Annotated in this window: 26 protein-coding genes; 17 read left to right on the top strand and 9 right to left on the bottom strand. The window is 40.3% G+C overall.

What is annotated here, in order from left to right; genetic code table 11:
* Positions 1-49: 49 nt before the first annotated feature.
* Positions 50-367, bottom strand: a complete 318-nt coding sequence (locus tag EPL02_RS04255) for a DUF3243 domain-containing protein (RefSeq protein ID WP_131887054.1) — start codon at positions 365-367, stop codon at positions 50-52.
* A 224-nt stretch (positions 368-591) separates the two neighbouring features.
* Between EPL02_RS04255 and EPL02_RS04250 the strand changes: the two genes are divergently transcribed.
* The 5 genes from EPL02_RS04250 to EPL02_RS04230 all read left to right on the top strand — a co-directional run bounded on the left by EPL02_RS04250 (position 592) and on the right by EPL02_RS04230 (position 4,737).
* Complete coding sequence (locus tag EPL02_RS04250; RefSeq protein ID WP_131887053.1) at positions 592-1,230, top strand: LysE family transporter; 639 nt, start codon at positions 592-594, stop codon at positions 1,228-1,230.
* Between the two features lie 53 nt (positions 1,231-1,283).
* The gene (locus tag EPL02_RS04245; RefSeq protein ID WP_131887052.1) at positions 1,284-1,868 is read left to right on the top strand and encodes a DUF2269 domain-containing protein; all 585 of its coding nucleotides are present in this window, start codon (positions 1,284-1,286) and stop codon (positions 1,866-1,868) included.
* 334 nt (positions 1,869-2,202) lie between these two features.
* Positions 2,203-2,925, top strand: a complete 723-nt coding sequence (locus tag EPL02_RS04240; RefSeq protein ID WP_131887051.1) for a TerC family protein — start codon at positions 2,203-2,205, stop codon at positions 2,923-2,925.
* A 200-nt stretch (positions 2,926-3,125) separates the two neighbouring features.
* Positions 3,126-3,311: a hypothetical protein gene (locus EPL02_RS04235; RefSeq protein ID WP_062954658.1), complete on the top strand. Its 186-nt coding sequence runs from the start codon at positions 3,126-3,128 to the stop codon at positions 3,309-3,311.
* An 82-nt stretch (positions 3,312-3,393) separates the two neighbouring features.
* Positions 3,394-4,737 carry an NAD(P)/FAD-dependent oxidoreductase gene (locus EPL02_RS04230; protein ID WP_131887050.1) on the top strand — a complete coding sequence of 448 codons (1,344 nt, stop codon included), beginning with the start codon at positions 3,394-3,396 and terminating at the stop codon, positions 4,735-4,737.
* A 269-nt stretch (positions 4,738-5,006) separates the two neighbouring features.
* Here the strand turns inward: EPL02_RS04230 and EPL02_RS20775 are convergent, their stop codons facing one another.
* Positions 5,007-5,156 (bottom strand): hypothetical protein, encoded by a 150-nt coding sequence (locus tag EPL02_RS20775; RefSeq protein WP_165932509.1) that lies wholly within the window; start codon positions 5,154-5,156, stop codon positions 5,007-5,009.
* A gap of 20 nt (positions 5,157-5,176) precedes the next feature.
* Positions 5,177-5,836 carry a hypothetical protein gene (locus EPL02_RS04225; protein WP_131887049.1) on the bottom strand — a complete coding sequence of 220 codons (660 nt, stop codon included), beginning with the start codon at positions 5,834-5,836 and terminating at the stop codon, positions 5,177-5,179.
* Between the two features lie 238 nt (positions 5,837-6,074).
* Between EPL02_RS04225 and EPL02_RS04220 the strand changes: the two genes are divergently transcribed.
* The 5 genes from EPL02_RS04220 to EPL02_RS04200 are packed head-to-tail and all read left to right on the top strand — an operon-like array spanning position 6,075 to position 11,412.
* The gene (locus EPL02_RS04220) at positions 6,075-7,205 is read left to right on the top strand and encodes an amidohydrolase (protein ID WP_131887048.1); all 1,131 of its coding nucleotides are present in this window, start codon (positions 6,075-6,077) and stop codon (positions 7,203-7,205) included.
* Positions 7,206-7,210: 5 nt separating this feature from the next.
* The gene (locus EPL02_RS04215) at positions 7,211-8,041 is read left to right on the top strand and encodes a MurR/RpiR family transcriptional regulator (RefSeq protein ID WP_131887047.1); all 831 of its coding nucleotides are present in this window, start codon (positions 7,211-7,213) and stop codon (positions 8,039-8,041) included.
* 13 nt (positions 8,042-8,054) lie between these two features.
* On the top strand, positions 8,055-8,879 hold the full coding sequence (locus tag EPL02_RS04210; protein WP_131887046.1) for a GNAT family N-acetyltransferase: 825 nt from the start codon (positions 8,055-8,057) through the stop codon (positions 8,877-8,879).
* 16 nt (positions 8,880-8,895) lie between these two features.
* Positions 8,896-10,005, top strand: a complete 1,110-nt coding sequence (gene menC, locus EPL02_RS04205; RefSeq protein ID WP_131887045.1) for an o-succinylbenzoate synthase — start codon at positions 8,896-8,898, stop codon at positions 10,003-10,005.
* A 33-nt stretch (positions 10,006-10,038) separates the two neighbouring features.
* Entirely contained in the window at positions 10,039-11,412 is a 1,374-nt protein-coding gene (locus tag EPL02_RS04200; protein ID WP_256993354.1) for a YjiH family protein, read from the top strand.
* A 39-nt stretch (positions 11,413-11,451) separates the two neighbouring features.
* On the opposite strand, the gene EPL02_RS04195 is transcribed toward EPL02_RS04200, so the two are convergent.
* Positions 11,452-12,330, bottom strand: a complete 879-nt coding sequence (locus EPL02_RS04195) for an alpha/beta fold hydrolase (RefSeq protein WP_286175188.1) — start codon at positions 12,328-12,330, stop codon at positions 11,452-11,454.
* A 269-nt stretch (positions 12,331-12,599) separates the two neighbouring features.
* On the opposite strand from EPL02_RS04195, the gene EPL02_RS04190 reads away from it, so the two are divergent.
* Positions 12,600-14,075: an esterase/lipase family protein gene (locus EPL02_RS04190; RefSeq protein ID WP_131887043.1), complete on the top strand. Its 1,476-nt coding sequence runs from the start codon at positions 12,600-12,602 to the stop codon at positions 14,073-14,075.
* Between the two features lie 46 nt (positions 14,076-14,121).
* On the opposite strand, the gene EPL02_RS04185 is transcribed toward EPL02_RS04190, so the two are convergent.
* Entirely contained in the window at positions 14,122-14,310 is a 189-nt protein-coding gene (locus EPL02_RS04185) for a hypothetical protein (RefSeq protein ID WP_131887042.1), read from the bottom strand.
* Positions 14,311-14,453: 143 nt separating this feature from the next.
* Between EPL02_RS04185 and EPL02_RS04180 the strand changes: the two genes are divergently transcribed.
* Positions 14,454-15,500: a TcaA NTF2-like domain-containing protein gene (locus EPL02_RS04180; RefSeq protein WP_131887041.1), complete on the top strand. Its 1,047-nt coding sequence runs from the start codon at positions 14,454-14,456 to the stop codon at positions 15,498-15,500.
* Positions 15,501-15,519: 19 nt separating this feature from the next.
* On the opposite strand, the gene EPL02_RS04175 is transcribed toward EPL02_RS04180, so the two are convergent.
* Positions 15,520-15,828, bottom strand: a complete 309-nt coding sequence (locus EPL02_RS04175; RefSeq protein ID WP_165932508.1) for a DUF3784 domain-containing protein — start codon at positions 15,826-15,828, stop codon at positions 15,520-15,522.
* Between the two features lie 150 nt (positions 15,829-15,978).
* Between EPL02_RS04175 and EPL02_RS04170 the strand changes: the two genes are divergently transcribed.
* The 3 genes from EPL02_RS04170 to EPL02_RS04160 all read left to right on the top strand — a co-directional run bounded on the left by EPL02_RS04170 (position 15,979) and on the right by EPL02_RS04160 (position 18,053).
* A complete protein-coding gene (locus EPL02_RS04170; protein ID WP_131887039.1) occupies positions 15,979-16,299 on the top strand; it encodes a DUF1433 domain-containing protein in 321 nt (106 codons plus the stop codon).
* Positions 16,300-16,454: 155 nt separating this feature from the next.
* Positions 16,455-17,456, top strand: a complete 1,002-nt coding sequence (locus tag EPL02_RS04165; RefSeq protein ID WP_131887038.1) for a WD40/YVTN/BNR-like repeat-containing protein — start codon at positions 16,455-16,457, stop codon at positions 17,454-17,456.
* 318 nt (positions 17,457-17,774) lie between these two features.
* The gene (locus tag EPL02_RS04160) at positions 17,775-18,053 is read left to right on the top strand and encodes a DUF4176 domain-containing protein (protein ID WP_025910149.1); all 279 of its coding nucleotides are present in this window, start codon (positions 17,775-17,777) and stop codon (positions 18,051-18,053) included.
* Between the two features lie 51 nt (positions 18,054-18,104).
* Here EPL02_RS04160 and sstT read toward each other — a convergent pair whose 3' ends face one another.
* Together sstT and EPL02_RS04150 are read right to left on the bottom strand one after the other, a co-directional pair.
* The gene (sstT, locus tag EPL02_RS04155; RefSeq protein WP_131887037.1) at positions 18,105-19,334 is read right to left on the bottom strand and encodes a serine/threonine transporter SstT; all 1,230 of its coding nucleotides are present in this window, start codon (positions 19,332-19,334) and stop codon (positions 18,105-18,107) included.
* A gap of 285 nt (positions 19,335-19,619) precedes the next feature.
* Positions 19,620-20,606 carry a LacI family DNA-binding transcriptional regulator gene (locus EPL02_RS04150; protein ID WP_165932507.1) on the bottom strand — a complete coding sequence of 329 codons (987 nt, stop codon included), beginning with the start codon at positions 20,604-20,606 and terminating at the stop codon, positions 19,620-19,622.
* Positions 20,607-20,685: 79 nt separating this feature from the next.
* On the opposite strand from EPL02_RS04150, the gene EPL02_RS04145 reads away from it, so the two are divergent.
* Entirely contained in the window at positions 20,686-21,525 is an 840-nt protein-coding gene (locus EPL02_RS04145; protein WP_131887035.1) for an HAD-IIB family hydrolase, read from the top strand.
* 38 nt (positions 21,526-21,563) lie between these two features.
* On the opposite strand, the gene EPL02_RS04140 is transcribed toward EPL02_RS04145, so the two are convergent.
* On the bottom strand, positions 21,564-21,788 hold the full coding sequence (locus EPL02_RS04140; protein ID WP_131887034.1) for a hypothetical protein: 225 nt from the start codon (positions 21,786-21,788) through the stop codon (positions 21,564-21,566).
* 304 nt (positions 21,789-22,092) lie between these two features.
* Here EPL02_RS04140 and EPL02_RS04135 point away from each other — a divergent pair, with 304 nt between their 5' ends.
* The gene (locus EPL02_RS04135) at positions 22,093-22,836 is read left to right on the top strand and encodes an SGNH/GDSL hydrolase family protein (protein WP_131887033.1); all 744 of its coding nucleotides are present in this window, start codon (positions 22,093-22,095) and stop codon (positions 22,834-22,836) included.

The raw sequence follows: 22,836 nt of genomic DNA, 5'->3' as shown, positions 1-22,836 counted from the left end.
TTCTTTCAAATGAAAAGGTATCTATTTAAAACGGTACACCAAGTGCGCGTTACTCTTTAACCAATTTAACAAGCATATGAGCAAGGTGGCGTTGTTCCTCATCATTACCAACTTTCCATAGCTCTTGTAGTAAGTATTCTTCTGCGTTTTGTGGTTCCTCGTGTTTTGCTAGGTAATCCCCGATTTTTTTAGCTGCTAAAGCCAGCTGATCATCACTTAACCCTAGTTTCTCACCTTTTGAAACTTTATCTCCTAAGTACGTTTGGAATTCGGTAAAGCTAGCAAGAATTCTGTCTTTCTTTTCTTGGCTCATTTCGTTTAGCTTATTCTCTACCTTGTTTTCAACTGTTTTCGTATTATTGTTCATTTTCAACTCTCCTCCTAATAAAGTAATGTCGTTCTTATAAGTTAAGTCCCCCAATTATTGGTATGTAAACCTATTATTTCATTTAAATGTGCTAGATAAGTATTTAGTCATAATAGTTCAATCTTTTACCGAGCTGTTATGCAGCAATTCGCAGCTAAGTAGACTATCTCAAAAGGTACGGTCATATCTTATAGAAAGACAAGCTATGGAGTTGGAGGGATAACGTGACTATTCTAATTATTCACCTAGTGGTATTAGGAATCAGTCTTGCAGCACCATTAGGGCCGATTAAAGTAGAGATGATCAAGCGAGGAATTGCAGGTGGTTTTTGGCCTTCTTGGCTTATCGGCCTGGGAGGAGTTACGGGAGATTTCCTGTTTCTAGTCGTCATTTATTTAGGAGCTGAACATTTATTTCAACATCACTTGGTGGTTGTGTTTACATACTTGTTAGGCGGTTTTTTTCTCATTAAACTCGGAATAAGCAGCCTATCGAAACAGCATTCGTTCAAACAGGAAGACATGAAAACCACTTCGGCTCCGTGGTATAAAACGTTTTCTGTTGGCTTTTTAATTGCGTTATTGAATCCTTTAAATATTGTATTTTGGTTTGGTGTTTATGGCTCTACCTTACAGGAAATGACGCAGACGATGTCTCATTCTCTTTCTTTTCTCTACAGCTTATTTATTTTAGGAGGAATTATCCTTTGGAATCTGAACGTGGCTTTCACGGTACACTTCGGTCGAAATCTTTTGACAGATAAATTTTTGAAAAATATCTCGGTGGTTGCTGGGGGTGTTTTGATTTTGTATGGCGTGCGGTTTATCGTTCGGTTTGGTAAGGAAATGCTAGATTTTATTTAATGCAGTAGTGTTTTTTAAATATTCAAAACTAGGAATAGAGGAGTGATTATCTATTGCTTATTTTTATTATTACGCTACTAGCAACACTTCTCTTGCTAACTTTTCTGTGCGTATTTCTGTCTAAAAACCTTCGTAAAAAGTTAGCTAAAACAAATAAGCAATGTTGGCTGATTGCGCATGTTCTTGCGGTAATCATTTATTTTAGCGGGGTGTTTGGGCAGCTTTTAGTCACAATTTCAATGACCTTCTTTACTGAACAATCAGAGATCTATACGGGAATTTTATTCATTAGCTATTTTGACCATTACTTAACTATTCCTGGGGCATTAGCTTCTTTCTTCACGGGAATATGGTTAGCTCTACGTACACACTGGGGAGGACTAACAAAATATTATTGGGTTCTGATAAAATGGGTAGGAAATATGCTTGCAATATTCTTTGGAGCGTTAATTACTGGTAATGTAGTATATAATTTATTTCCAAAAATACTTTCTAGTGGATTACACCCTTTGCAAAATCCTCTCTATCTTCAAAGTCGGAGAATGCTGTTTTTGGGTATTGGAGTAAGCATGAGTCTTTTAACTTTTTTAGTTATTATTTCTTATCTAAAGCCCTGGGGGAAGAGAAAGAATACATAAAAACCCTTTTCTCATCACTGTAGAGTAGCATTTATGTATTAGAAATCAGAAAGATAACTGTTCATTAATATAATATTTTTATTATATAAACTTTTACTTTGATATACTATTTAGAATGTAGTAAAATTATTCTATTAACAAAGTCAAGCGTGCTTCAAAGCACATTGAGTGATCGACGTTTGGTTTTTGAGGTTTCGAACGCTTAGGCTCGGAGCCTTTTTGTTGTTTGAACGAACGATTGCAGCGCTTGCTTCGTTTAAGAATAGCTTCTTGGTTCTAAACAGTATATCTTACAGGCAGTGTTCCTGTAAGTAAAAAGGAGAAGACGATAAGCATGGAAAATGAGCTTTTCACTTTAGGCGTCGCGATTTCATCAACAGCTATTATTGCGTTATTAAAAATCATTCTTATTGACATTATCTTATCTGGAGATAATGCAGTCGTAATTGCGATGGCTACACGGAATTTACCAAAAGAGCTGCAAAACAAAGCGATTTTTTGGGGAACGTTTGGAGCGGTCGTTCTACGCATTGGGTTTGCGGCAGTTATCGTATACCTACTGAAAATTCCATTTGTGACAATCATCGGCGGCGTGTTGCTTCTGTGGATTGCGTACAAAGTACTGGTGGAAGAAGAAGATAGTTCAAATATTAAGTCTTATAACGGCTTAGGAAAAGCGATTCAAACAATTATTATCGCAGACGCAGTGATGAGTCTTGATAACGTAGTAGCGGTTGCTGGGGCTGCAAATGGTCATATTGGAATGGTTGCTCTTGGCGTATTGATTAGTATTCCAATTATGATTTTTGGTTCAAAAGCAATCGTGAAAGCAATGGACAAGTATCTGTGGATTGCATACGTTGGAGCTGGAATTTTAGCTTGGACGGCAGCTGAAATGATTTTAAAAGACAAAAGCGTTGGCGAGCTGTTTCACATTCATCACGGGATTGCGACCTATCTGATTCAAGCAGTCGTAGTTGTTCTCATTTTGTTTGCTGGCTACAGCAAGAACAAAAGAATTAAAGAGAAAAACGATAGGGTTAAACAATCAGCATAATACGCAAAAGGGAGCGAGTGGTATTCGCTCTCTTTTTTTAGTATCTGTATCTTTGATAGAATGTAGTACATGGATCAGGAGAGAAGCATCATACGTGAAGACGTAGGAGAAAGCAGAAAGTAGAAAATAATGGTCATAAACTCTTTCATATTGCGAAGTGCTGCGATTCTTTGTAAAGTTGTACTATAGGAGTGATGAACATGAGTGAACGATGGCTTTCAAAGCAGTTTATTCCCATCTATTTTACTGCGACAGTGCTTGTGTTTGTATTGTTCAAAGTATTAGGTTCTACGTGGCTGCAATCCTTCGTGATCAGCTTGCCATTTTTAATTGCAGGGATGGCTGCGGTTGGTGAAAACCGCGATCGTCGTAAAAACAGCAAATAGATTGCTAGAGCGAGAAGCTACGCTGTTCGGTATTTAACCAGCGTAGCTTCTACGTATATAAAAGAGTATGGGGTGAAGCGATGTGTATGATGTTGTCATTATTGGAGCAGGCGTAAGCGGGGTGTTTTTAGCGTACACGCTGGCAAGCCAAAGCCAAAACGTACTGCTTATTGATAAGGGAAAACAGCTCCATAAAAGGTCATGTCCTCTTGATGAAGGGAAGCTTTGCAGTTGTGACGTGTGTGGAAAATATTACGGTTTTGCAGGACTCGGAAAGTCAGAAGGAAAGTTTAACTACACCAATGATTTTGGCGGAGATTTAGAGCAAAAAGTAGGTCCAGAAGAAGCGCTTCGTCTCATGAAAGAAGTAGACAATGTGCTTTGTTCGTTCGGAGGGGATGAAGTAGAGCTGTATTCCACAGTGAATCCAGCACTTGTAAAGAATGCAAAAGTACATGGTCTCCAGCTTCTTTCAACGGAAGTCCGACACTTAGGAACAGCTCGTTCGACTGCTATTTTCCAGCGCATATACGACGTATTGAAGTCACGAATTGACATGTGGTTTGAAGTAGACGTCCAGCGCATTGAGAAACAAGAAAATGAGTTTAAAATTGTTTCAAATAAAGGGGATGTACAAGCACGTCGCGTCGTGGTCGCAACAGGTAGGTCAGGGAACGACTGGGCTGAAGAACAATTCTCAGCTCTCGGTGTGAAGAAAGGATTAACTCGCTTAGATTTAGGAATACGTGTTGAAATGCATGGTCGCCAGCTCAATCGTTTGTTAGAGCATACGTTTGAAACAAAGCTTGCCTCCCAACATGAAGGCGTCATTTCTTATACATATTGTATGAATCCAAAGGGGCGCATTATTAGAAAATATCAAGAGGGATTGGTCATGCCAGATGGTCAAAATTACCGAGAAGAAGGAAGCGGTACGGCAAATTTAAACTTCACTCTTTTTACACCTGCTTATTTTAATACGCTACAAGAAGCGAATACCTATGCGCAAAATGTGATTGGTGAACTAAACGCCGGTGGAGATCAGATTGTCGTTCAGCGTTTGTCCGACTTGCGACGTCAAAAAGCAACGTCCAAGGAAGACATGAGCGGTAATCGAATTCAGCCAACGCTTAGCGCTACCGCGGGGAATTTATTGAACTATGTTCCAACTAATTATATTTCTGCATTAGAAGCCTTTTTAAGAAAGCTCGAAGGATTGCTTGGAGAAAGCATTCACGAAGATACGCTTCTTTATGGAATGGACGGGAAGTTTTATTCGCCGGTTGTGGAAACGGATGAATACTTCGAAACCAATGTGAAAGGGCTATACGTTATTGGAGATAGTTCTGGCGTTACGCATTCGCTCTCTCAAGCAGCGGCGAGCGGGATGTATGTAGGTGAAGTGTTCAATGAAAAGATTTTGTAATGGTTTATTAAGAAGCTAGTATTCTAGTACGGTAAATCTAATATTTGACTATCATAAACAAACGCTCAAAATGCTTTGAGCGTTTGTAGGAAAGAAGTATACCGTTAATGTAAAATGAAAATAGAGATAAGACCGGCAATGAAAATGATGATAAATAGAAATAAGTTTGTATCTGTGAAGTCTTTTTTCTTGCTGTGGTTAGTTGGTGTCGATTTTTTCAATGATTATTGAACCTCTTTCTTAATTTTAATTTGTCCTTATGGATATTCTTACTTGCCAAAAGCTTGAAGCACAAAAACAATCACATAAAGGGGAATAGCAACAATCAATACTCCAGCCAAGAAATAGCATAAGCTTCGTATAAGAAACTTCATGACGTCATACAGAGAACCAGCAATGTCGTCAATGAACTTCAACATGTCTACCACCTGCTTTTGTTTTAGTGAAAACGGCATTTTAAAACGTAGATGCTGTCGTATTCTTTTAGCTCTTTTTCGTGAGCTTTTGGATCTTTTAAATAGTTTAGCTGAATGCTTGATATGGAATCTTCAGAAGAATAAGCCATGTAGCCTAGTGGCATTTCTCCATCAATTTTTTGTACGTCTTGATAGAAGCCTTCCCACGTGCCAGCTAAGTTCTCTTTTTCTTCAATGTTCCTTTTTTCTGTGAAGCTTAACCCGGCGCTGCCCGTTTGATTTCCAACCTTTAAGTTAAACATAGTAATTACTTCTTCTCCGTCTTCATCTTCCGGATAAATATCGCTAGAAGTGAAAATAATCAGTCCTTCTTTGTCCACTTCTGTAGATAACTCATTTAGCTTTTCTACAAATAGCCCCTTTTCATACTTTTCAACCCAAACGTCGACTTCTTTCTTCTTGCTACCAGAGTCATATTCAAAGACAAACGCTTGATTAGTATTAAGCAGCATATCCTCTCTTGCCGTTAGAGAATGCGTGACGTTTTTAATGGTTTCGTTTTTTAACGTTGGACCTTTGCTACTAGTGACTTGGTCAGAGCTGTTTGAAAAAAACATTGTCATGAAGCCTCCAACCGCTAATAGGGAAAGAACTAATAAAAAAGCAATTTTTCCTTTTGACATGGTTTGTCCCCTCCTTTTTGATCAATGTTGTTTCACTATATTTTTACTATTTTAACATTTATTTCATTATTTTTGAAGAGGTTATATATTTGCATAGTATTTTAGTTCATATTCCAATATTTCATAGTGCTCTAAAGCTATTGTGCATTGTCAGAAAGTTATGATAGTATAAGAATCAAGTGAAGGAAAAACTTCATTTATGAATAAATATGAAGTTTTGAGTGCGAAGGAGGATGGAATGAACCAGTCATACGTAGAAAAGATGAAAAATGACATTTATAAAACTTATGAACATCTGCATACATATCCAGAACCAAGCGGTGAGGAAAAAGAAACGTCAGCTTATATTCAAAAGAAGCTAGAGGATGCTGGATACAGCGTTCGCACATTCTCAGAACATTATGGCTTAACTGCTGAGCTTCAAGGTGCTTCTTCCGAAGTGGTAGCGTTCCGATCTGATTTAGATGCGGTCGTGCAATGGATGGACGGAGAGCTAAAAGCCAATCACTCGTGCGGGCACGATGCTCATAGCACCATGCTTTTGTACACGGCTCTTGCGCTCAAGAAAATGAACATCAAGTCGCAAAAAACAATTCGCTTTTTGTTTCAACCAGCAGAAGAAACGGGTGCGGGAGCGAAGCAAATGATTGACTCGGGATGCTTGCAAAACGTGACGGAGCTTTACGGTATGCATGTAAGACCTGAGTGGGAAGTAGAAGATAAAAAAGCATCTCCAGTGATTTTACACGGCTCAGCCTGTGCGGTTCATGGCATTATCCACGGTGTTCAAGCTCATGCGTCACGACCTGAGCTTGGCAAAAATGCGGTTGAAATCGCAGCAGACCTTGTACAGATGCTGAGGGGGATACGCTTAACAAAAACGAATGATTATTCAGTCAAAATGACGAAGCTCCAAGCTGGAGGAGACAGCACCAATGTCATTCCTGATGAAGGTGTGTTTGCGCTAGATTTGCGAGCCAATACAAACGAAGGGATGGATGAATTGAAATCGCGAGTGGAACACATCATCTCTCATTTGACTGTAATGTACGAAATAGCAATCGACTATCATTTTGAAGGGCGTACATACGCTGCGGTTCCAAACGTGGAGACCATTAAAAGAGCTACCCAAGCTATTCAAGCTGTCATCGGCAATGAAGGAGTCGCGTCAGCTTGCGAAACGAAGGGGGCTGAAGACTTTCACGTGTACACGAAAGAAACGGGCGTTGCTTCGACGATGGTAGGTCTTGGATGTGGATTAAAGCACGGCCTTCATCATCCTGACATGACGTTTAATAAAGAAGCACTCTTGACCGGAACAAACATTTATCTTAACCTTGCTCTTTTGGCATCCAAAGCAGAGGTGTAAGGAGAATGAGTGCACAGCGGTTTGAACACGTGGTAAAAGAAGCGTTTCCTCGTTTGTCATCTGGACAGAAGAAGGTTGCTCAGTATTTACTTGACTCTCTGCAAGAAGCGTCGTTTCAAACGGCGGCAGAAATTGGGCGTGCCTCGGGAGTCAGCGAAACAACGGTCATTCGCCTTTCGTATTCTCTTGGCTTTCAAAGCTTTTCCCAAATGCAAGATGCGATTCAGCAGCGCGTAATGGGACACGAAAAAACAGTTGAAAAAGAAGAGAATCAAAACGTTCTTAAGCGCGTATTAGAAAGTGAACTGAGCATCATTCGCCGCTTGGAAAACGAGGAAAACACTCAGAGAATTTGGGAGGTGGTAGACAGGCTGATTCATGCAGATCAAGTGCTCATTGCCGGCTACCGAACTTCATACGGGGCAGCACACTGGTTTTCAATGATGCTTTCGACGCTTCGTGAACGTGTGCGATTAATCAATCAGCCGGGAGATATTCAAGAAAGCCTTTGCGATTTAACGTCTGAGTCAGTGGTCATTGTTCTTTCGTTTCCACGCTATGCAAAAGAAGCGACAAAGCTTGCCGCTTACGCGAAAAAAGTTGGGGTGACGGTAATTGCCGTTACGGATCGTGTTTTATCACCGATTGGAGAGCTAGCTGACATTACGCTTTTAACAGAGACAAATGTACAGTCAGGATGCAACTCGATTGCTCCGGTCATTACGCTTTTAGACTTGGTGCTTACGGCATACCAAGAAAAAAATCCTGCTGGCGTTCAAAAGCGTCAGCAAAAGCTTGAAGGCTTATATACGCATCAAGATACATACATGGAATAAGCGAGGAGATAATATGGCGGATTTACGTATGGACGAGCTCATCATTCGGCGAGTGGAGCATCCCGAAGAGCTGCGAAAAGTAGGGGATTTAGAGCGAACAGTTTGGCAGGGAGAAGATCCTGTTCCAGTTGAAATGATGGTTGCAACGATTCGAAACGGGGGGCTGGTATTAGGTGCTTTTCATGAAGGCAAGCTCATTGGGTTTCAGTATTCATTTCCGGGCTTTGATGGCAAGCAACCTTACTTATGCTCTCATAGCTTGGGCATTTTAAAAGAATATCGTAGCTACGGTATTGGACAAAAACTGAAATGGGCGCAGCGCCAAGAAGCCAAGAAACTAGGCTATGAGCTGCTTGCGTGGACATATGACCCACTTGAAACGGCAAATGCTAACTTGAATTTACGAAAGCTTGGCGGGGTTGGAGCAGCTTATAAAGAAAACTATTACGGTGAACTAAACGACATTCTAAATACTGGAATACCGTCAGACCGCTTTGTGGTGCATTGGTGGATTCAAAGCGAGCGCGTACAGGAGCGAGAAGAAAAGAAGTACGAAGAGTGGGACGTTCACGAAGAAAATATTTTATTGAACTATGTGCTAAATAATCAAGAATTGCCAACCCCGGCAGCCATAAGCTCTGCGTTAATACATGACGTGTTATTCGTAGCGGTACCTGCTCGCTATCAAGAGGTAAAGGCAAAAAATCAAGACCTGGCGCTACAGTGGCGCTTAAAAACAAGAGAAGCATTTAGCAAAGCTCTAGACGGTGGCTATGAAGTCACGGATTTTGTGAAAACAAACGGAGATATTCATTACTACGTAGTGACAAAAAAATAAGGTAGGGGGAAACGAGATGGAGATTCAGCACATTATTTTGCGCCACGTGAAAATGGAACTTTTAGAACCGTTCACAACAAGCATTTTCACCGAAACGCATAAAGAGTTTATTCTAGTAGAAATTCTAGGGAAAAACGGCTTATCGGGGTGGGCAGAGTCTGTTGCTTCACCAGAGCCTTACTATAAAGAAGAAACGCTCAAAACAAATTGGCATATCATGGAGGATTATTTAATTCCGCTTTTGCTTCAACATCCTGTTTCCCATCCTAGCGAACTCCAAAAGTTGTTTGAACCGATTCGGGGTAACTCCATGGCGAAAGCAGCGCTTGAAGGTGCAATGTGGGACTTATATGCAAGAAGCAATAATCAGCCGCTTTGGAAAGCACTTGGGGGTACGAAAGAAACCATTGATGTTGGCGTTAGTTTAGGAATTAAAGATTCAGAGTATGAGCTGTTAAAAGCGGTGGAAAAAAACTGTGAAGAAGGATATAAGCGAATTAAGCTAAAGGTAAAGCCAGGCTGGGATCTCGATATTTTAAAAGCAGTTCGCACGCGCTTCCCGGATATTTCCTTGATGGCAGATGCGAACTCAGCGTATACCCTAGGTGACATTGATCACTTAAAAGCGTTTGATGAATTTAACCTCACGATGATTGAACAGCCGCTTGCTTATGACGATATCATTGACCATGCGAAGCTGCAGCGCGAGCTTCAAACGCCGCTCTGCTTAGATGAAAGCATTTATACGCTTGATGATGCAAGGCATGCTATTGAGTTAGGAAGCTGTAAAATTATTAATATTAAAATTGGCCGCGTCGGTGGACTCTATGAATCGAAGCAGATTCATGACCTTTGTAAAGAGCACGGCATACCTGTCTGGTGTGGGGGGATGCTAGAAGCTGGTGTAGGACGTGCTCATAACGTTGCAATTACGACGCTTGATAATTTTACGCTTCCTGGCGACACATCGGCGTCTTCACGCTACTTTTCAAGCGATATCACAGACCCTGCGATTACAGTTGAAAATGGAGTGATTACCGTACCAACCACACCGGGGATTGGTTTTGAACCAAATCGTCAGCGAATTGAAGAGCGTACGTACTACAGTAAGCTTTATAGACTTTAAGGGTTATAACTTTTAAGGGGGGAGGGAGCGCCAGTGAGTAGCGTTCCAGCAAAGAAGGTACAGGACAAGGGGTATAGTAGAGGAGATTATGTTCGATTTATTGTTCCATCCGTATTAGGAATTTTATTATTTATGATTCCGATACCGTTGGAAGAAGGAACGACCGTTTTCGTCGCATTTGTTGCAAACTGGCTTGGCGATGTATTTGCATCAACGATTCCAATGATTGCTGCTATTTTAATGGGAGTTACGTTTATTGGAACATGCGTTGCCAAGTGGGGAAAACCTAACTTTATCATGAACTCGCCGTTTTTAAAGAATTTGTTTGATGTCAGCATTCCGTTTTTTCTAGCGCGTACGCTTGGCTTTTTATTTGCGGCAATGGTTGTGTTAGGGGTAGGTCCTGCTTTTATTACTTCGGATGACACGGGAGGCTTTTTGTTAACAGGCCTGGTGCCAGTACTGCTAACCACGTTTTTACTTGCTGGCTTTTTCTTACCACTGCTTTTAGATTTTGGCTTACTTGACTTATGTGGAGTTTTATTTGCTAAGCTGATGCGTCCGCTCTTTAAGCTGCCAGGACGTTCTTCGATGGACTGTTTAGCATCTTGGATTGGAGACGGGACAATCGGTGTGTTTCTAACAAGCAAGCAGTATGAAGACGGGCATTATACGGAGCGAGAAGCAGCGGTTATTAGCACAACGTTCTCGGTTGTATCGATTACGTTTTCAATCGTTGTCATCACTGAAATTGGTCTTGCTCACATGTTCGTTCCATACTATTTAACAATTGTTGCCGTAGGGTTAGCGCTAGCGTTTATCATGCCGCGCATTCCACCATTATCACTGAAGAAAAACACGTATTTTAAAGAGATTGAGCGTGAAGATGAATCGTTTATTCCAAATGGTCAAACGCCGTTTCAATGGGGAACGGAAAAAGCAATCGAGCAAGCGCGCAAAAATGGAAGCGTGTCCACGTTCTTTAGAAACGGTACAAAAAACGTATTGGATATGTGGCTTGCTGTTATTCCAGTTGTTATGACAATCGGGACGATTTCGGTTATTGTGGCGGAATATACACCGTTTTTTGAGTGGATTGGAAAACCGTTCGTGCCGCTTTTAGGGTTGATGGGCGTACCGGAAGCAGCTGAAGCATCTGTGTCTATTTTAGTTGGCTTTGCAGATATGTTTTTACCAGCTATTCTAAGCAGTGGGATTGAAAGTGAAATGACGCGCTTTATCATCGCATGCTTATCAGTGACGCAGCTTGTGTACATGTCTGAGGTTGGAGGATTAATTCTAGGATCTAAGCTTCCGATTCGCTTTAAAGATCTTGTGCTCGTTTTTATCCTTCGCACAGTAATTGCTCTTCCGCTTATCGTGCTGATTGCACACTTCATATTCTAATTGCGACTAGCCTGCTTCTGGAAGCAGGCTAGCTTTTTTTTAGCTTGTTTTTGTCAAAAACTCTCTTATTAAACGATTAACTTCTTTTGGCTTTTCATGCTGAGGGGCATGTCCAACTCCGTCAAAGCGGTGAATGGTTACGTCGCGCACATATTCTTCAATGCCGTCTAAGTTGCTGTTTTCAAAAGCAGAATCCGCATTTCCCCATAGGATAAGCGTTGGCGATTCAAACATGGTATGAGGCAGGTTCAGCGGTTTTTTTACACTTTCTTCAAACGGATAGAATCCTGCTGCTCGGTAGTAGTGAAGCATGGACTTAAGCGCTTTTGGTTGCTGCCAAGCTTTCATATATTTTTCCGCGTCTTCGTTTGACAGGTAGCCTTTTTCTAGGCCCGGTGCAATTAAGAGCTGCTTTAGTTTCTCGCAGTCATTTGCTAAAAAATAATCATGGGAATCAGGCTGTTGAAATTTTTCCATATAGCTGCTTGCTTGGCGCTGTGCTGGGTTTTCAGAAAGCTCTCGTCTGAACGTATAAGGGTGAGGCGCATCAAACATAATTAAACGCTTCACATATTCTGGGTATGTGTATGCGAATGCCCAAGCAATTGCGCCACCCCAGTCGTGTGCTACAAGTGTACACGTCTTTTCACCGAATGCTTCAATTAATTGGCGGACATCTTCCATTAAAATTGGCATTTTGTAGGCTGAGACGTCTTCTGGTTTATCCGATAAGTTATAGCCTCTCATATCCACTGCTACAACCCGGTAATCCTTTGAGAACTCTTCTAATTGATGATGCCAGTTATACCAAAAATAAGGAAAGCCGTGCAGAAATAACATAAGCTCTCCTTCACCCTTTGTCACATAGTGCAGGTTTACGTCGTTTACATTTACATAATTAGATTGAAACAAATTCATCATCTCCCTCTTACAAGTAGTTCAACAGTGAGATATTTTACTCCTGGTTATTTATTTTAGCAATTAAATAGACATAGTCTTTAAATAATTAAGACTTCTAGAAGGTTATCGAATAAGAGATAAGTAGACAACGCTGGACCATTGACTCATTTTACTAGGACTTCATACGTATTTATGGAAAATACTATTCTTTTTTCTATAATAATCCTGCTATTTTAAAATCGGGAGGTCTGCTTCCTCCTAGACAATTGAAGATAGGGGAGAACGGTATGAGGCGTTTGTTCATGTTGATGATGGTTTTCTGGCTTGTTGTTCCGCTGGGTGCGCAGGCAGGAGGATTCGGAGGAAAAGATGATCCATCCGGCGTGCCTGGTCAATGGTACGTAGGAAATACACCTGCTTTTGTAGATCCCGCTAAACCTGTCGTTGTATTTGTTCATGGTTTTAACAGCTCTTCAAATACATGGTGGGAAGGAAATGATATGTACAACACGGCTTATCAAAATGGCTATCAAACTGCTTTTATCGATGTGCATCCGGATAAAAACATGTGGACAAACGGTCCGATTTTAAAACAGAAGTTTGAAGAAATCTATCGTCACTTTGGGAACAAAAAGCTCGTTGTGGTTGCGCATAGTAAAGGCGGCATTGATACGCAAAATGCACTTGTACACCAAGGAGCATATCCTTATGTATCCAATCTGATTACACTATCTAGTCCGCATCATGGATCTCAGCTTGCAGACCTAGCCTACAGCAGCTGGACAAGCTGGTTGACAGGTATTCTCGGCAGTCAAAACGACGCAACGTACTCTCTTCAAACAGGCTATATGAAGAATTACCGTACCCAAACGGATTCACATGCTAATCGCTTGAAAAACCCAATTTATACGTTTGGTGGCACGAGTTGGGGCAGCTTTGGTTCAGCGCTTTATTTTGGGGGCGTTTATTTGAACTCCTACGGCTCTAACGACGGAGCTGTAACGGTGACAAGTTCTCGTTTACCGTACGGTCGTGAAGTTCGCGTGGGTTCATGGGATCACTCAACTGTTAAATCTAGCGCTACCTTCAATTTGTTTAAACCATACTTAACGACGACACAAGCACTTTCCGCTTCAAAAGTCAGCTCATTAGAAACTACGCAGCATGAAGAAAGCAGCAACATTTACCGAGGTGGAGAATTTACAAGCTCTGCTGTACAAGAGTTTACGGTAGAAGAAAGCGCAACAAAGATTGAAGTAGACTGGCTTAGCGAGCAAAAAATGAATGACCTTGAGCTTGTTAGTCCAACTGGAAAGGTGTACAAAAACGCGATTCGCACCGTTGATGAAGGCGTATTTAAGGGCGCAAATCATCACATGTTCCAAGTAGCATCTCCTGAAGCAGGAAAATGGAAAGTACAAGCAAAGCATCAGAAAGCAACATACTTTTTAAATGTAAGTGTAAAAAGTAGCTTAAACGATGACATTGAACTTCAAAACGTAACTCCTTCTTCTGTCGACGTAGTTCATTCAGGTGACGTTGCAAAAGCAGACGCAACGCTACACATTAAGAAAAATGGCAAAGTGATAAAGAAGCAACACAAAGATATAAAGAAAAACCAGCAGTTTAACGCTTCCTTTGCTGAAGAAGGCGTCTACAATATCACTGCCGACATCAAAGGCAAAACAAAAGACGGAAAGCCGTTTGAGCGTACCATTGTGAAATCAATTTATGTAGATGCTAAAGGGAAGGTTTTTCAATAAGAAAAGAAGCCGGAGCACTTTTGTGCTCTGGCTTTTATGTGTCATTTTATGCTTCGTGTTTGTCTTGTCTATCGGGCAGAATCTTTTCAATAATAAATGAAATAAGAAGGTAGGATAAAGGACAGATTACGACGAGCAAATATATTTTGTCTTCAGGTAAGTGATAGAAAAGAAACACGTTTAACGTTCCAAAAAGCAAAGGAGGTAATAGTTCTTTTGTAAGCCTTCGAATCATTTGTCAGATCTCCTTATTGATAGAGTAAGTATTATTAGTTTAACTCTTTTTGGTATAATTGTATAATTTATGAAAAAATATCAAACTTTTATTTTTTAGTGCTAAAATACTATTATAACTATCAAGAAGGAGTGTATATAGTAGTGCGAAAGATTTACTTCATGATGTCTTTGCTGTTGCTTTGTTTTCTAGCTGCCTGTCAAGAGAGTAACAATACAGAGCAGGTTACTCAGTCAAAACAAGTGAGTGAAGAAGAAAAACAGCTAAAAACCAACAGCAGTGACAAAGAGGAAAGCGAAGATAACGATGAGAAAGAACAACACAAAAAAAATGAAGAGAAACAAGAAAAAATTCCTGAAACATCTCTACATAAAAAGGAGCTTCTAACAAGCAGTAGCCAGCCAAACGTATTAGAGAATTATCAAGTGGATTCCATAATAAACGGCTATGTTAATGGATTAGTAGAAGGCATTAACACTAACTCATTTTCAAAAGTAGAGCCGTATTTGCAACCTGGAAGTTCTTTATATGATCAACAAAAAGCACTCGTCTCAGATTTATATAGCAGCGGGATAAGAGAAGAAGTTGTTTCAGTTAGCGTTGATTCAACAAGCGGAAGTGGAGAAAACTATCACATTCAAACAACCGAGCGCATCAAGATTACTAAACCGGATGGTTCGACGCGAACAGCTGACTTTTCATGGAAGTATAGCGCGGTTTTAAAAAACGGCGAGCTAAAGCTAGCGGATATTAAAGAGGTAAAATCAAGCCAAACGGTTGCTTCCTCCGAAGCACCAATTGTCTCTAATAAAGAGGAGTCTCTAAGCGCATACAACGGAACGTGGGGAACAGGTGAAAATGATGGGTCTCCTTTTATTACCCTTGAAGCTGTTAAGGGGAATATCGCTTCTGTTTCCATTGAATCGTGTCAACCGCCTAACTGTTTGAGATTGACAGACGCTTTGAATGAAAACGCTGAGTTTATCAATGGAAAAACATCGTTTACTTATGACGAAGACGGTCAAGGCAATCAAGGGGCTGTTCACGTTACATTGCGAGGTGACAGCATTGTGTTAACCGTCCAAGAAACTTACCGTGCTTCCGATGCTTTTTGGTTTATACCCGAAGGAACGTTTACGCTTCATCATATTGAAGACATAACGGCTATTGTAGATCCGGAAAATAGCTGAAGCATAAAGAACCAACCTGTTACGACAGGTTGGTTTTTGCAGTAGAACCTAATTTCTTATGCGTATAAATGACCAAGAAGAAGTAACCAGCAATAAGAATGAAAATGACAATCTCAGGCCGGATGGCTAAGATAAAGCCGGCAGTGAGAGTAAGGAGTCCCCCAACTAAGCTGGATAAGCCGACTAGTTTGCTTGCTTTTTCTTTGTTTCGTATGCGGCGCTCGTTAAATCCAGGAAGCAGCCAGATTTGTTTTTTAATGCCGATGAAGTAGGATAGGATGAAGAGAACGAAGCTAATCAAAATCAGATTATAATTAATGAAAAACAAAATGAACACGCCCTTTTTACAACTAATGTATGGTGAAGTCAGTCGAAGTAGTACAAGGGAATAGAGGAAGTTCATATATGTTTTACCCAAAAGGTAATCCCACGTTGCTATAATAGAAACTAAGAATAAGAGAATAAAGGGGAGCGGTCGATGAAAAAAGTAATTCTTACGCTTTTTGGTTTAGCTATTGTCGCTGCAGGAGTGATGGTGTATACGCTTCAACATCACGAAGCAAAGGCTTATGCAAAGGAAATAAAGCCTCAGGTAGTTACGCATTTAAAAGAAGAGTTTCATGATGTTTCATCCGTCACTTTTACGGAAGAAAAGCTGTTATCTAAGAAAAGAGTCCATATAAGCGGTTACGTGAATAACAATAAAGCATTTGGCTTTTCCGTGACGGCATCGTATCCAGCAGGAGACATTGAAAGTGAGCTCGTGGTCGATCAAGCGCTTTTTGATCAGTTAAAATAAGAGAAACCATTCTTTTGGATAAAAAACATCTAAAACAATAGCGAATCATTCACAAAAGGCTTAAACTTTTTAAAAAGACGGCAAATGTCCGTGGACAAGCAGAGGAGAGGAGCATATACATATATAGCAATTATTTTTTTAAAGTGGTGAAAATAATGAATGACTATATATATCGATGGATTCAAATGAGAAGTAGTAGCGAAGGATGGCTTGCAGTTCAGCAAAAAGCCAGTAAAAGTCTCTCTCTTTTTTATACAAGTACGGGCGGACAAGCTTGGAAGGAAGTCACGCCAACATCTGCTCCGATTTTGACTGCTTTTGCTTTTACGAGCACAACGGCATACGCAATCAGCGAGAAAAGAAACAGTCCTTCTTCACTTATAGTATGGGGAACGATGAATCGAGGCAGGAACTGGAGTTCTGCTGTCATTGTGCTCCCTTTAAAAGCACAGGAACACATTCAAAAGGTTGTCATAGAGTTTCATAATGAGGCACATGGCTCGCTTTGCATCATGACCAGTGAACAAAAACATCTGTATAAAACTTTCGACCGCGGATTGACGTGGAATAAGGTTTCTTCTTTTTTAATAAATGGAATGGTAACGGGCCTGACGTTTGTCAATGACCAAGTTGGTTTTTTAACGGTAAAGGGGAACAAGCTGTATCGATCACTTTATCAAACAAATGACTTTGGAAAAACGTGGAGTCCAGCGCACTTTGTAAGCGTAGCGGCTCTTCTCTACCCATTAACAACTGACGCCACGGCGTACAAGCCTCTTTATGTGGATGGAAATATCTTTGTTCCGTTTAAGGTTACTGGTCCCGTTTTACACTCCCTTTTTTACTATTACTCTAACAATTTCGGTAAAACATGGCGTATGACGCCAGCAGTTCCGTACCGCGGGGGAGCTTTTTCATTTCCAACCTCAAAGAGCTGCTTAATTGCCAATGGAAGTAGTGGCGCTTTGTATGAGCAGCAAAGTCCACTTTATGTTGGGAAAATATATGCACAAAACGAAGCGTTAAAAAATATGCACTGCTTGCATTTTGTTGACCGAAGCACTGGATTTGGCTGTACGAAAGAAAAGCTTTATACGACTAAAGACGGCGGTAAAACATGGAGTTCCCTAAGCTTTAAACTTTTGTTTCATCAGTAATAAAGAAAGAAAGCCCATCGTAACCTGATAGGCTTTCTTCGTTATAGCAGGCATTCATATACATCTACTATGCTACGACATCTACAGATAGCAGAGTCGTTGATAAACACCATTTTCTTGTTCTCTAACCATATCTTTGTGCTTAGTTAGACTTTAGGTCTGAATACTCATTGGATGATAGGTAATTTAAGGTAATTTCCCTATTTACCTTTCAATCTTACATGTTAACCTAATTGTAAGTATATATCTGTAAAAAAATTTACTAAAAGCTAGGCGTACGTGTAAATCAACTACATCATCTTGTCAGGAGGAATACTCATGGATCAAGCACTATTACCAAACGGATCTGTTGTCTTGTTAAAAGGTGGAGACAAAAAGCTGGTCATTTATGGACGTAAGCAAATGTCTCTTGGAGAAGAGCAACAAATTTATGATTATATTGGCGTTCCGTATCCAGAAGGATTCATCAATGAGCAGTATACATACGTGTTTAATCACGCAGCGGTTGAGCAAGTAGTGTTTGAAGGGTATCGTGATGAAGATGAAGTCAAGTTTCAAGATGTACTACAGCAAGTACCAAAACAAAAGCCAGAATAATAGAGATAAGAGAAAAGCCTTCTTCACGGTGTGAAGAAGGCTTCTGTTGTTTTATAGACTAATTTCTTTCCCTTCTTTACGCATTTTTCCATACTCGGCAGTTGCCGTGAAAAGTACGTCTGAAGAAGAGTTAAGCGCTGTTTCACATGAGTCTTGTAAAACACCGATGATGAAGCCAACCGCAACGACTTGCATCGCTACATCATTTGGAATTCCGAATAAGCTACATGCTAGTGGAATTAATAGAAGCGAACCGCCTGCAACACCTGATGCTCCACATGCTGATATTGCAGCTACGATGCTAAGAATAAGTGCTGTACCAAAGTCTACTTCAATGCCAAGCGTGTTAACGGCTGCAAGCGTTAATACAGAAATTGTAACGGCTGCACCTGCCATGTTTATTGTTGCGCCTAGCGGAATGGATACTGAATACGTATCTTTATCTAAATCTAGCTTCTTGCATAGATTCATATTCACTGGGATATTGGCAGCAGAGCTACGTGTAAAGAATGCCGTAAGCCCGCTTTCTCTTAAGCATTGTAAAACAAGCGGATATGGATTTTTACGAATGTTAATAAAGACGATAATAGGATTCACAACAAGAGCAATAAAGAACATGCATCCTAATAAAACTAATAAAAGCTTTCCATAATCAAGCAATGCTGATAATCCATTTGTAACAAGGGCTTCAAATACAAGGCCCATAATACCAAGCGGTGCTAAGTTAATGACCCAGCGAACAATTGTAGAAATGGCATCTGAAAAGTTGCCAATCATATTCTTCGTTGTATCAGGTGCATGGCGAAGTGCAATACCAAGTACGATCGCCCACGCTAAAATACCGATATAGTTTGCGTTCATTAGTGCATTTATAGGGTTGTCCACGATATTGAACAATAGCTTTTGGAGTACTTCACTTAACCCACCTGGAGGCTCAAAACCTTCAGCACCGCTTTCTTTTAGTTTTAGCGTTACTGGAAAAATAAAGCTTGCAATGACGGCAACAAGTCCAGCTAAGAACGTGCCGATAAGGTATAAGCCAATAATAGGCTTCATATTTGTTTGCTGACCATTTCTGTGCTGTGCGATTGCGTACATAACTAAAAATAATACCAATACAGGTGCAACCGCTTTTAATGCACCAACAAATAGCGCACCAAAGATTGTAACGAATTCAGCGCCTTCAGGAACCATTAATGCTAGAATAACACCGACAATAATCCCGATTACAATGCGAGTAACTAGACTAATTTGATTCCATTTGTGTAATAAATTTTTCATCATATGTTCCTCCGATTAATGCTTTATATCCTACATATTGCTCATACGTAAAAGTAAGTTTATCATGAAAAATATTGCTTGTGAATGAGAAGAGAAAAAATCTTTATAATTTTTAGAAAGTTTTTTCTTTGTACAAATGTCCACTCCACTAAAACAACCGCTTGCATGATTATATGTTATAAAAGAGAAAAATGCTAGTGTAAAATTTTATAAAACACAGAAAATTATTTTTTTGAAATAAAGAAAAAGCACAAAATCAGGCGTGTACGCACCCTGTCTTTTGTGCTACGTTGTTTCTCGTAGAATCAGTGTGGCTTTATAAAGGTTACGACGAGGAAGCACTTCATTCTGATTTACGCGGAGAGCAAGCGCTTTTGCTACGTCATCTGCAATGCTTTGCAAAGGGTAATCAATCGTTGTGAGTAAAGGGATGCTCGCGCGTCCAATGGAGTGGTTGTCAAAGCCGATAATTGAGACATCACTCGGAATGTTGATGCTATGTTTTTGGGCACTATGAAGCAAACCCATGGCAACAAAATCACTTCCTGTCAACAGCCCATCTGGATAGCTTTCAGCTTGAAAGAGCTGATCTCCAAGCCTGAGTCCATCGTCAATCGTCATGATTTTATTTCTTTTCATATTGGTTGAGTAGGAGATTTCTGCATTTTTTAAAGCACGTTTAAATCCAGATAACCTTTTTTGTTGAAGCGGCGTTTGTTCATAATCCATACAAAGTAAAAGGCGTGTTCGACCTTGTTGGAGTAAATAGGTCGTTGCATCAAATATTGCTTGTTCTTCATCTACTGAAAAGACGTCAAATAGAACTCCAGGAGTTTGCTCATTACAAATGATGACAATTCTGTTGCCTACCAACTCTTTAATTTCTTGTTCAGATAACAAAGTATGTGTCACAACAAGAGCGTCCATTTCTTGCTGTGCGAGTTTGTTATAGACATAGCGCTCTTCTTTTGGTTGAAAACCACTTTGATAAATGACCGTTTCATAGCCAGACTTGCGACAGGCTTCTGATAGCGCACTGATTAACTGGCTAAAGTAGGGGTGGTTGACGGTAGGCACTAATAAGCCGATGAGCTGATTTTGCTTTTTGCGCAAGTGAACGCCTCTTGCATTTCGCTTGTAACCAATTTGCTCAATGGCTTTTTCTACTTTTTCTTTGCTTTCTTGTGAAACATGTGGGTGCTGATTTAACACACGCGAAACGGTAGATTTTGATAGACCGCTTATACGAGCAAGATCAAGAATTGTTGTCATAAAAAAACCTCCATTTAAGCGTTGACCTGGGAACGTTCCCAGCGTGTATGCTGAAAAAAAAGCAAAAGGAGAGGGAAACATGAATAAAAAAACATATCCTCACAGAAAAGAGACGCGCGCACTTATTTTTTTTGATTTTGATGAAACCTATTTTCCTCATGCGTGCACGGTTGAACAGCTTGGGATGTTGCAACAAATGGAGATGTATTTACACGACGTATGTCATCAGTATCACGTGAAGATTGGCTGGGTAACCGGTAGCAGCATGGCACATATTGAGTCAAAAATGCAGAAAGCGAACTTAACCTATTGGCCTCATTTTATTTCCAGTAATCTTGGCACAGAGCTATATATGATTGATGAAGAAGGAAATACAAATCGTTTATCAGAATGGGAAGCCAAAATTGAAGCTTCCGGATTTTCAAAGGAAGCTGTTCAGTCGCTTTTACATCAGCTTTGCACTGATTATCAGGTTGTTTTAACGCCTCAAACGCAGTTTGGTCAACAAGGATATAAAATGAACTATTACTATTATACAAAATCAGAGCAAGATACTCATTCAGCCTTGGGGATTATTAGGAAGTTAGCTGATAAATATGAAGTGGAAGTAAATATTAACCGATGTAATCCAAAAGCAGGGGACCCGGAAAATGCGTATGATGTCGATTTTATTCCAAAAGGAACCGGAAAAGCAGCAACCGTTCATTTCATGAAAGCGTATTATGACGTTTCCCATCATCAGACGCTTGCTTTTGGAGATAGCGGAAATGATATTGACATGTTAAAAGCAGTGAAGCACGGCTATTTGCTGTTTAATGCAACTGATGAGGCAAAAAGCCTTCATGCTCAACATACATCAGCTGCTTATGGAGAGGGTATTATGGAAGTATGTCAACAGATTTTTAGTTCGATAAAATAACAACAGCACCGGCTGCAGGTTCGCAGTCGGTGCTGTTGTTATTTTAAAAACTTTTTTACATACGGTGTAACCATTGGCTTAAAGTTTGTGTACAAATCTTTTGCCTGCTGGGCGCCGCCGGCAATCTTTGCATAATCCATATTGCCCTGATCGTCTTGAAAATAAGACATCCATTCAGCTACTTGAGATCGTCTTTGGGGACGTCTTCTTGCAAATCCAGAGAATGGGAAACCCGGTCTACGACGAGGTCTGTTTGAAAACATTTTTTTCACCTTCTTTTGCTTGTTATAACGTATTGTATGAAAACAAAGAGAAGAATGGAAAGGTTCCTGTCCTAAACTTTTTAAAATAAGTGAAAAGGTTTAAAAAATACTACAATAAGAGCGTCGACAAATCCATCAGCTTGTTAGACAAAACATGACGCTTTCTGGATGGAAAAGCGTTATTTCCCCAGGAATTGTTGCAAACGACCTCTTTATTTGTAGAGATTTTACGTACGAAAGTCCCGTTTTCTAGGCATAATTCCCTTTATAATAAAGGGTAGTGAATGCTGAAAGGAGCGGTTGAATGAAATGGACAAGCGGTGTTGTAGTAGGAGCGTTGGCGGCATGTAGCGCAGTTATGGTAGCAGGTGTTCAGCATTGGGAAACAAAGATAGAGAGGCAAGCGCAGGCGGCGGTGGTAGAAACAGCACAGCCTCACCAAAAGCAGTTTTCCGATGTATCAAGCTACACAAAGCATTTACCGCCATTTTTAGTTAGTGCGATTGAAGATACATTTATAAAAGGCAAGCCCATCTCGCTTGTGCTGGTAGCGAGTGAAGAGGACGAGTGGGCATCTTTCGTAAAGAAATCTTTAGAAGCTACATACGGGCAAGAGGTTTTTCACATCCAAATCTATTCGTACCATGATCAAACAACAAAAGAGCTCGTTCATTCTTCTTTTCAACAAGACTTACAAAAGCTAAAGCCGAGCCTTGTTTTGGCTGAGATTCCAATGGTTGAAGATCAGAAAGAAATGCCAATTGATGATGCGTTGCCTGAACTTCAAGCATTCATTTCCCAAGTGAAAGAATTAAAAACAGCACTTATCCTTCAACCGTCATCACCGTATGCCTCTCAATATGAATCATACGAAGAAGCGGTAGCAGCCGTCGGGGGAAAGGCAAAGGAAAATCACGTTTACTATCTTAATCACGCTCCGTTATGGCCTTATGAAATCGCTCCTTATGTCACAAAAGAAAGTGAGCTAACAGAGGAAGGAAAGAAGCTGTGGGGAAAACATTTAAGCAGCTGGTTTACAGGAAAATAA

Origin of the sequence: Bacillus sp. CBEL-1 (assembly GCF_004348885.1) — a bacterium.
Lineage (GTDB): Bacteria > Bacillota > Bacilli > Bacillales > Bacillaceae_H > Priestia > Priestia aryabhattai_A.
This window is presented reverse-complemented; position numbering and strand designations above follow the sequence as displayed.

Bases quoted from the DNA above. Each gene is read 5' to 3' on its own strand.
- EPL02_RS04160 (WP_025910149.1), top strand. From the start codon at position 17,775: ATGGATCAAGCACTATTACCAAACGGATCTGTTGTCTTGTTAAAAGGT.
- menC (WP_131887045.1), top strand. From the start codon at position 8,896: ATGGAGATTCAGCACATTATTTTGCGCCACGTGAAAATGGAACTTTTA.
- EPL02_RS20775 (WP_165932509.1), bottom strand. From the start codon at position 5,156: ATGTTGAAGTTCATTGACGACATTGCTGGTTCTCTGTATGACGTCATG.
- sstT (WP_131887037.1), bottom strand. From the start codon at position 19,334: ATGAAAAATTTATTACACAAATGGAATCAAATTAGTCTAGTTACTCGC.
- EPL02_RS04235 (WP_062954658.1), top strand. From the start codon at position 3,126: ATGAGTGAACGATGGCTTTCAAAGCAGTTTATTCCCATCTATTTTACT.
- EPL02_RS04225 (WP_131887049.1), bottom strand. From the start codon at position 5,836: ATGTCAAAAGGAAAAATTGCTTTTTTATTAGTTCTTTCCCTATTAGCG.
- EPL02_RS04190 (WP_131887043.1), top strand. From the start codon at position 12,600: ATGAGGCGTTTGTTCATGTTGATGATGGTTTTCTGGCTTGTTGTTCCG.
- EPL02_RS04185 (WP_131887042.1), bottom strand. From the start codon at position 14,310: ATGATTCGAAGGCTTACAAAAGAACTATTACCTCCTTTGCTTTTTGGA.
- EPL02_RS04210 (WP_131887046.1), top strand. From the start codon at position 8,055: ATGGCGGATTTACGTATGGACGAGCTCATCATTCGGCGAGTGGAGCAT.
- EPL02_RS04150 (WP_165932507.1), bottom strand. From the start codon at position 20,606: ATGACAACAATTCTTGATCTTGCTCGTATAAGCGGTCTATCAAAATCT.
- EPL02_RS04255 (WP_131887054.1), bottom strand. From the start codon at position 367: ATGAACAATAATACGAAAACAGTTGAAAACAAGGTAGAGAATAAGCTA.
- EPL02_RS04135 (WP_131887033.1), top strand. From the start codon at position 22,093: ATGAAATGGACAAGCGGTGTTGTAGTAGGAGCGTTGGCGGCATGTAGC.
- EPL02_RS04145 (WP_131887035.1), top strand. From the start codon at position 20,686: ATGAATAAAAAAACATATCCTCACAGAAAAGAGACGCGCGCACTTATT.
- EPL02_RS04165 (WP_131887038.1), top strand. From the start codon at position 16,455: ATGAATGACTATATATATCGATGGATTCAAATGAGAAGTAGTAGCGAA.
- EPL02_RS04170 (WP_131887039.1), top strand. From the start codon at position 15,979: ATGAAAAAAGTAATTCTTACGCTTTTTGGTTTAGCTATTGTCGCTGCA.
- EPL02_RS04140 (WP_131887034.1), bottom strand. From the start codon at position 21,788: ATGTTTTCAAACAGACCTCGTCGTAGACCGGGTTTCCCATTCTCTGGA.
- EPL02_RS04220 (WP_131887048.1), top strand. From the start codon at position 6,075: ATGAACCAGTCATACGTAGAAAAGATGAAAAATGACATTTATAAAACT.
- EPL02_RS04195 (WP_286175188.1), bottom strand. From the start codon at position 12,330: ATGAATTTGTTTCAATCTAATTATGTAAATGTAAACGACGTAAACCTG.
- EPL02_RS04215 (WP_131887047.1), top strand. From the start codon at position 7,211: ATGAGTGCACAGCGGTTTGAACACGTGGTAAAAGAAGCGTTTCCTCGT.
- EPL02_RS04240 (WP_131887051.1), top strand. From the start codon at position 2,203: ATGGAAAATGAGCTTTTCACTTTAGGCGTCGCGATTTCATCAACAGCT.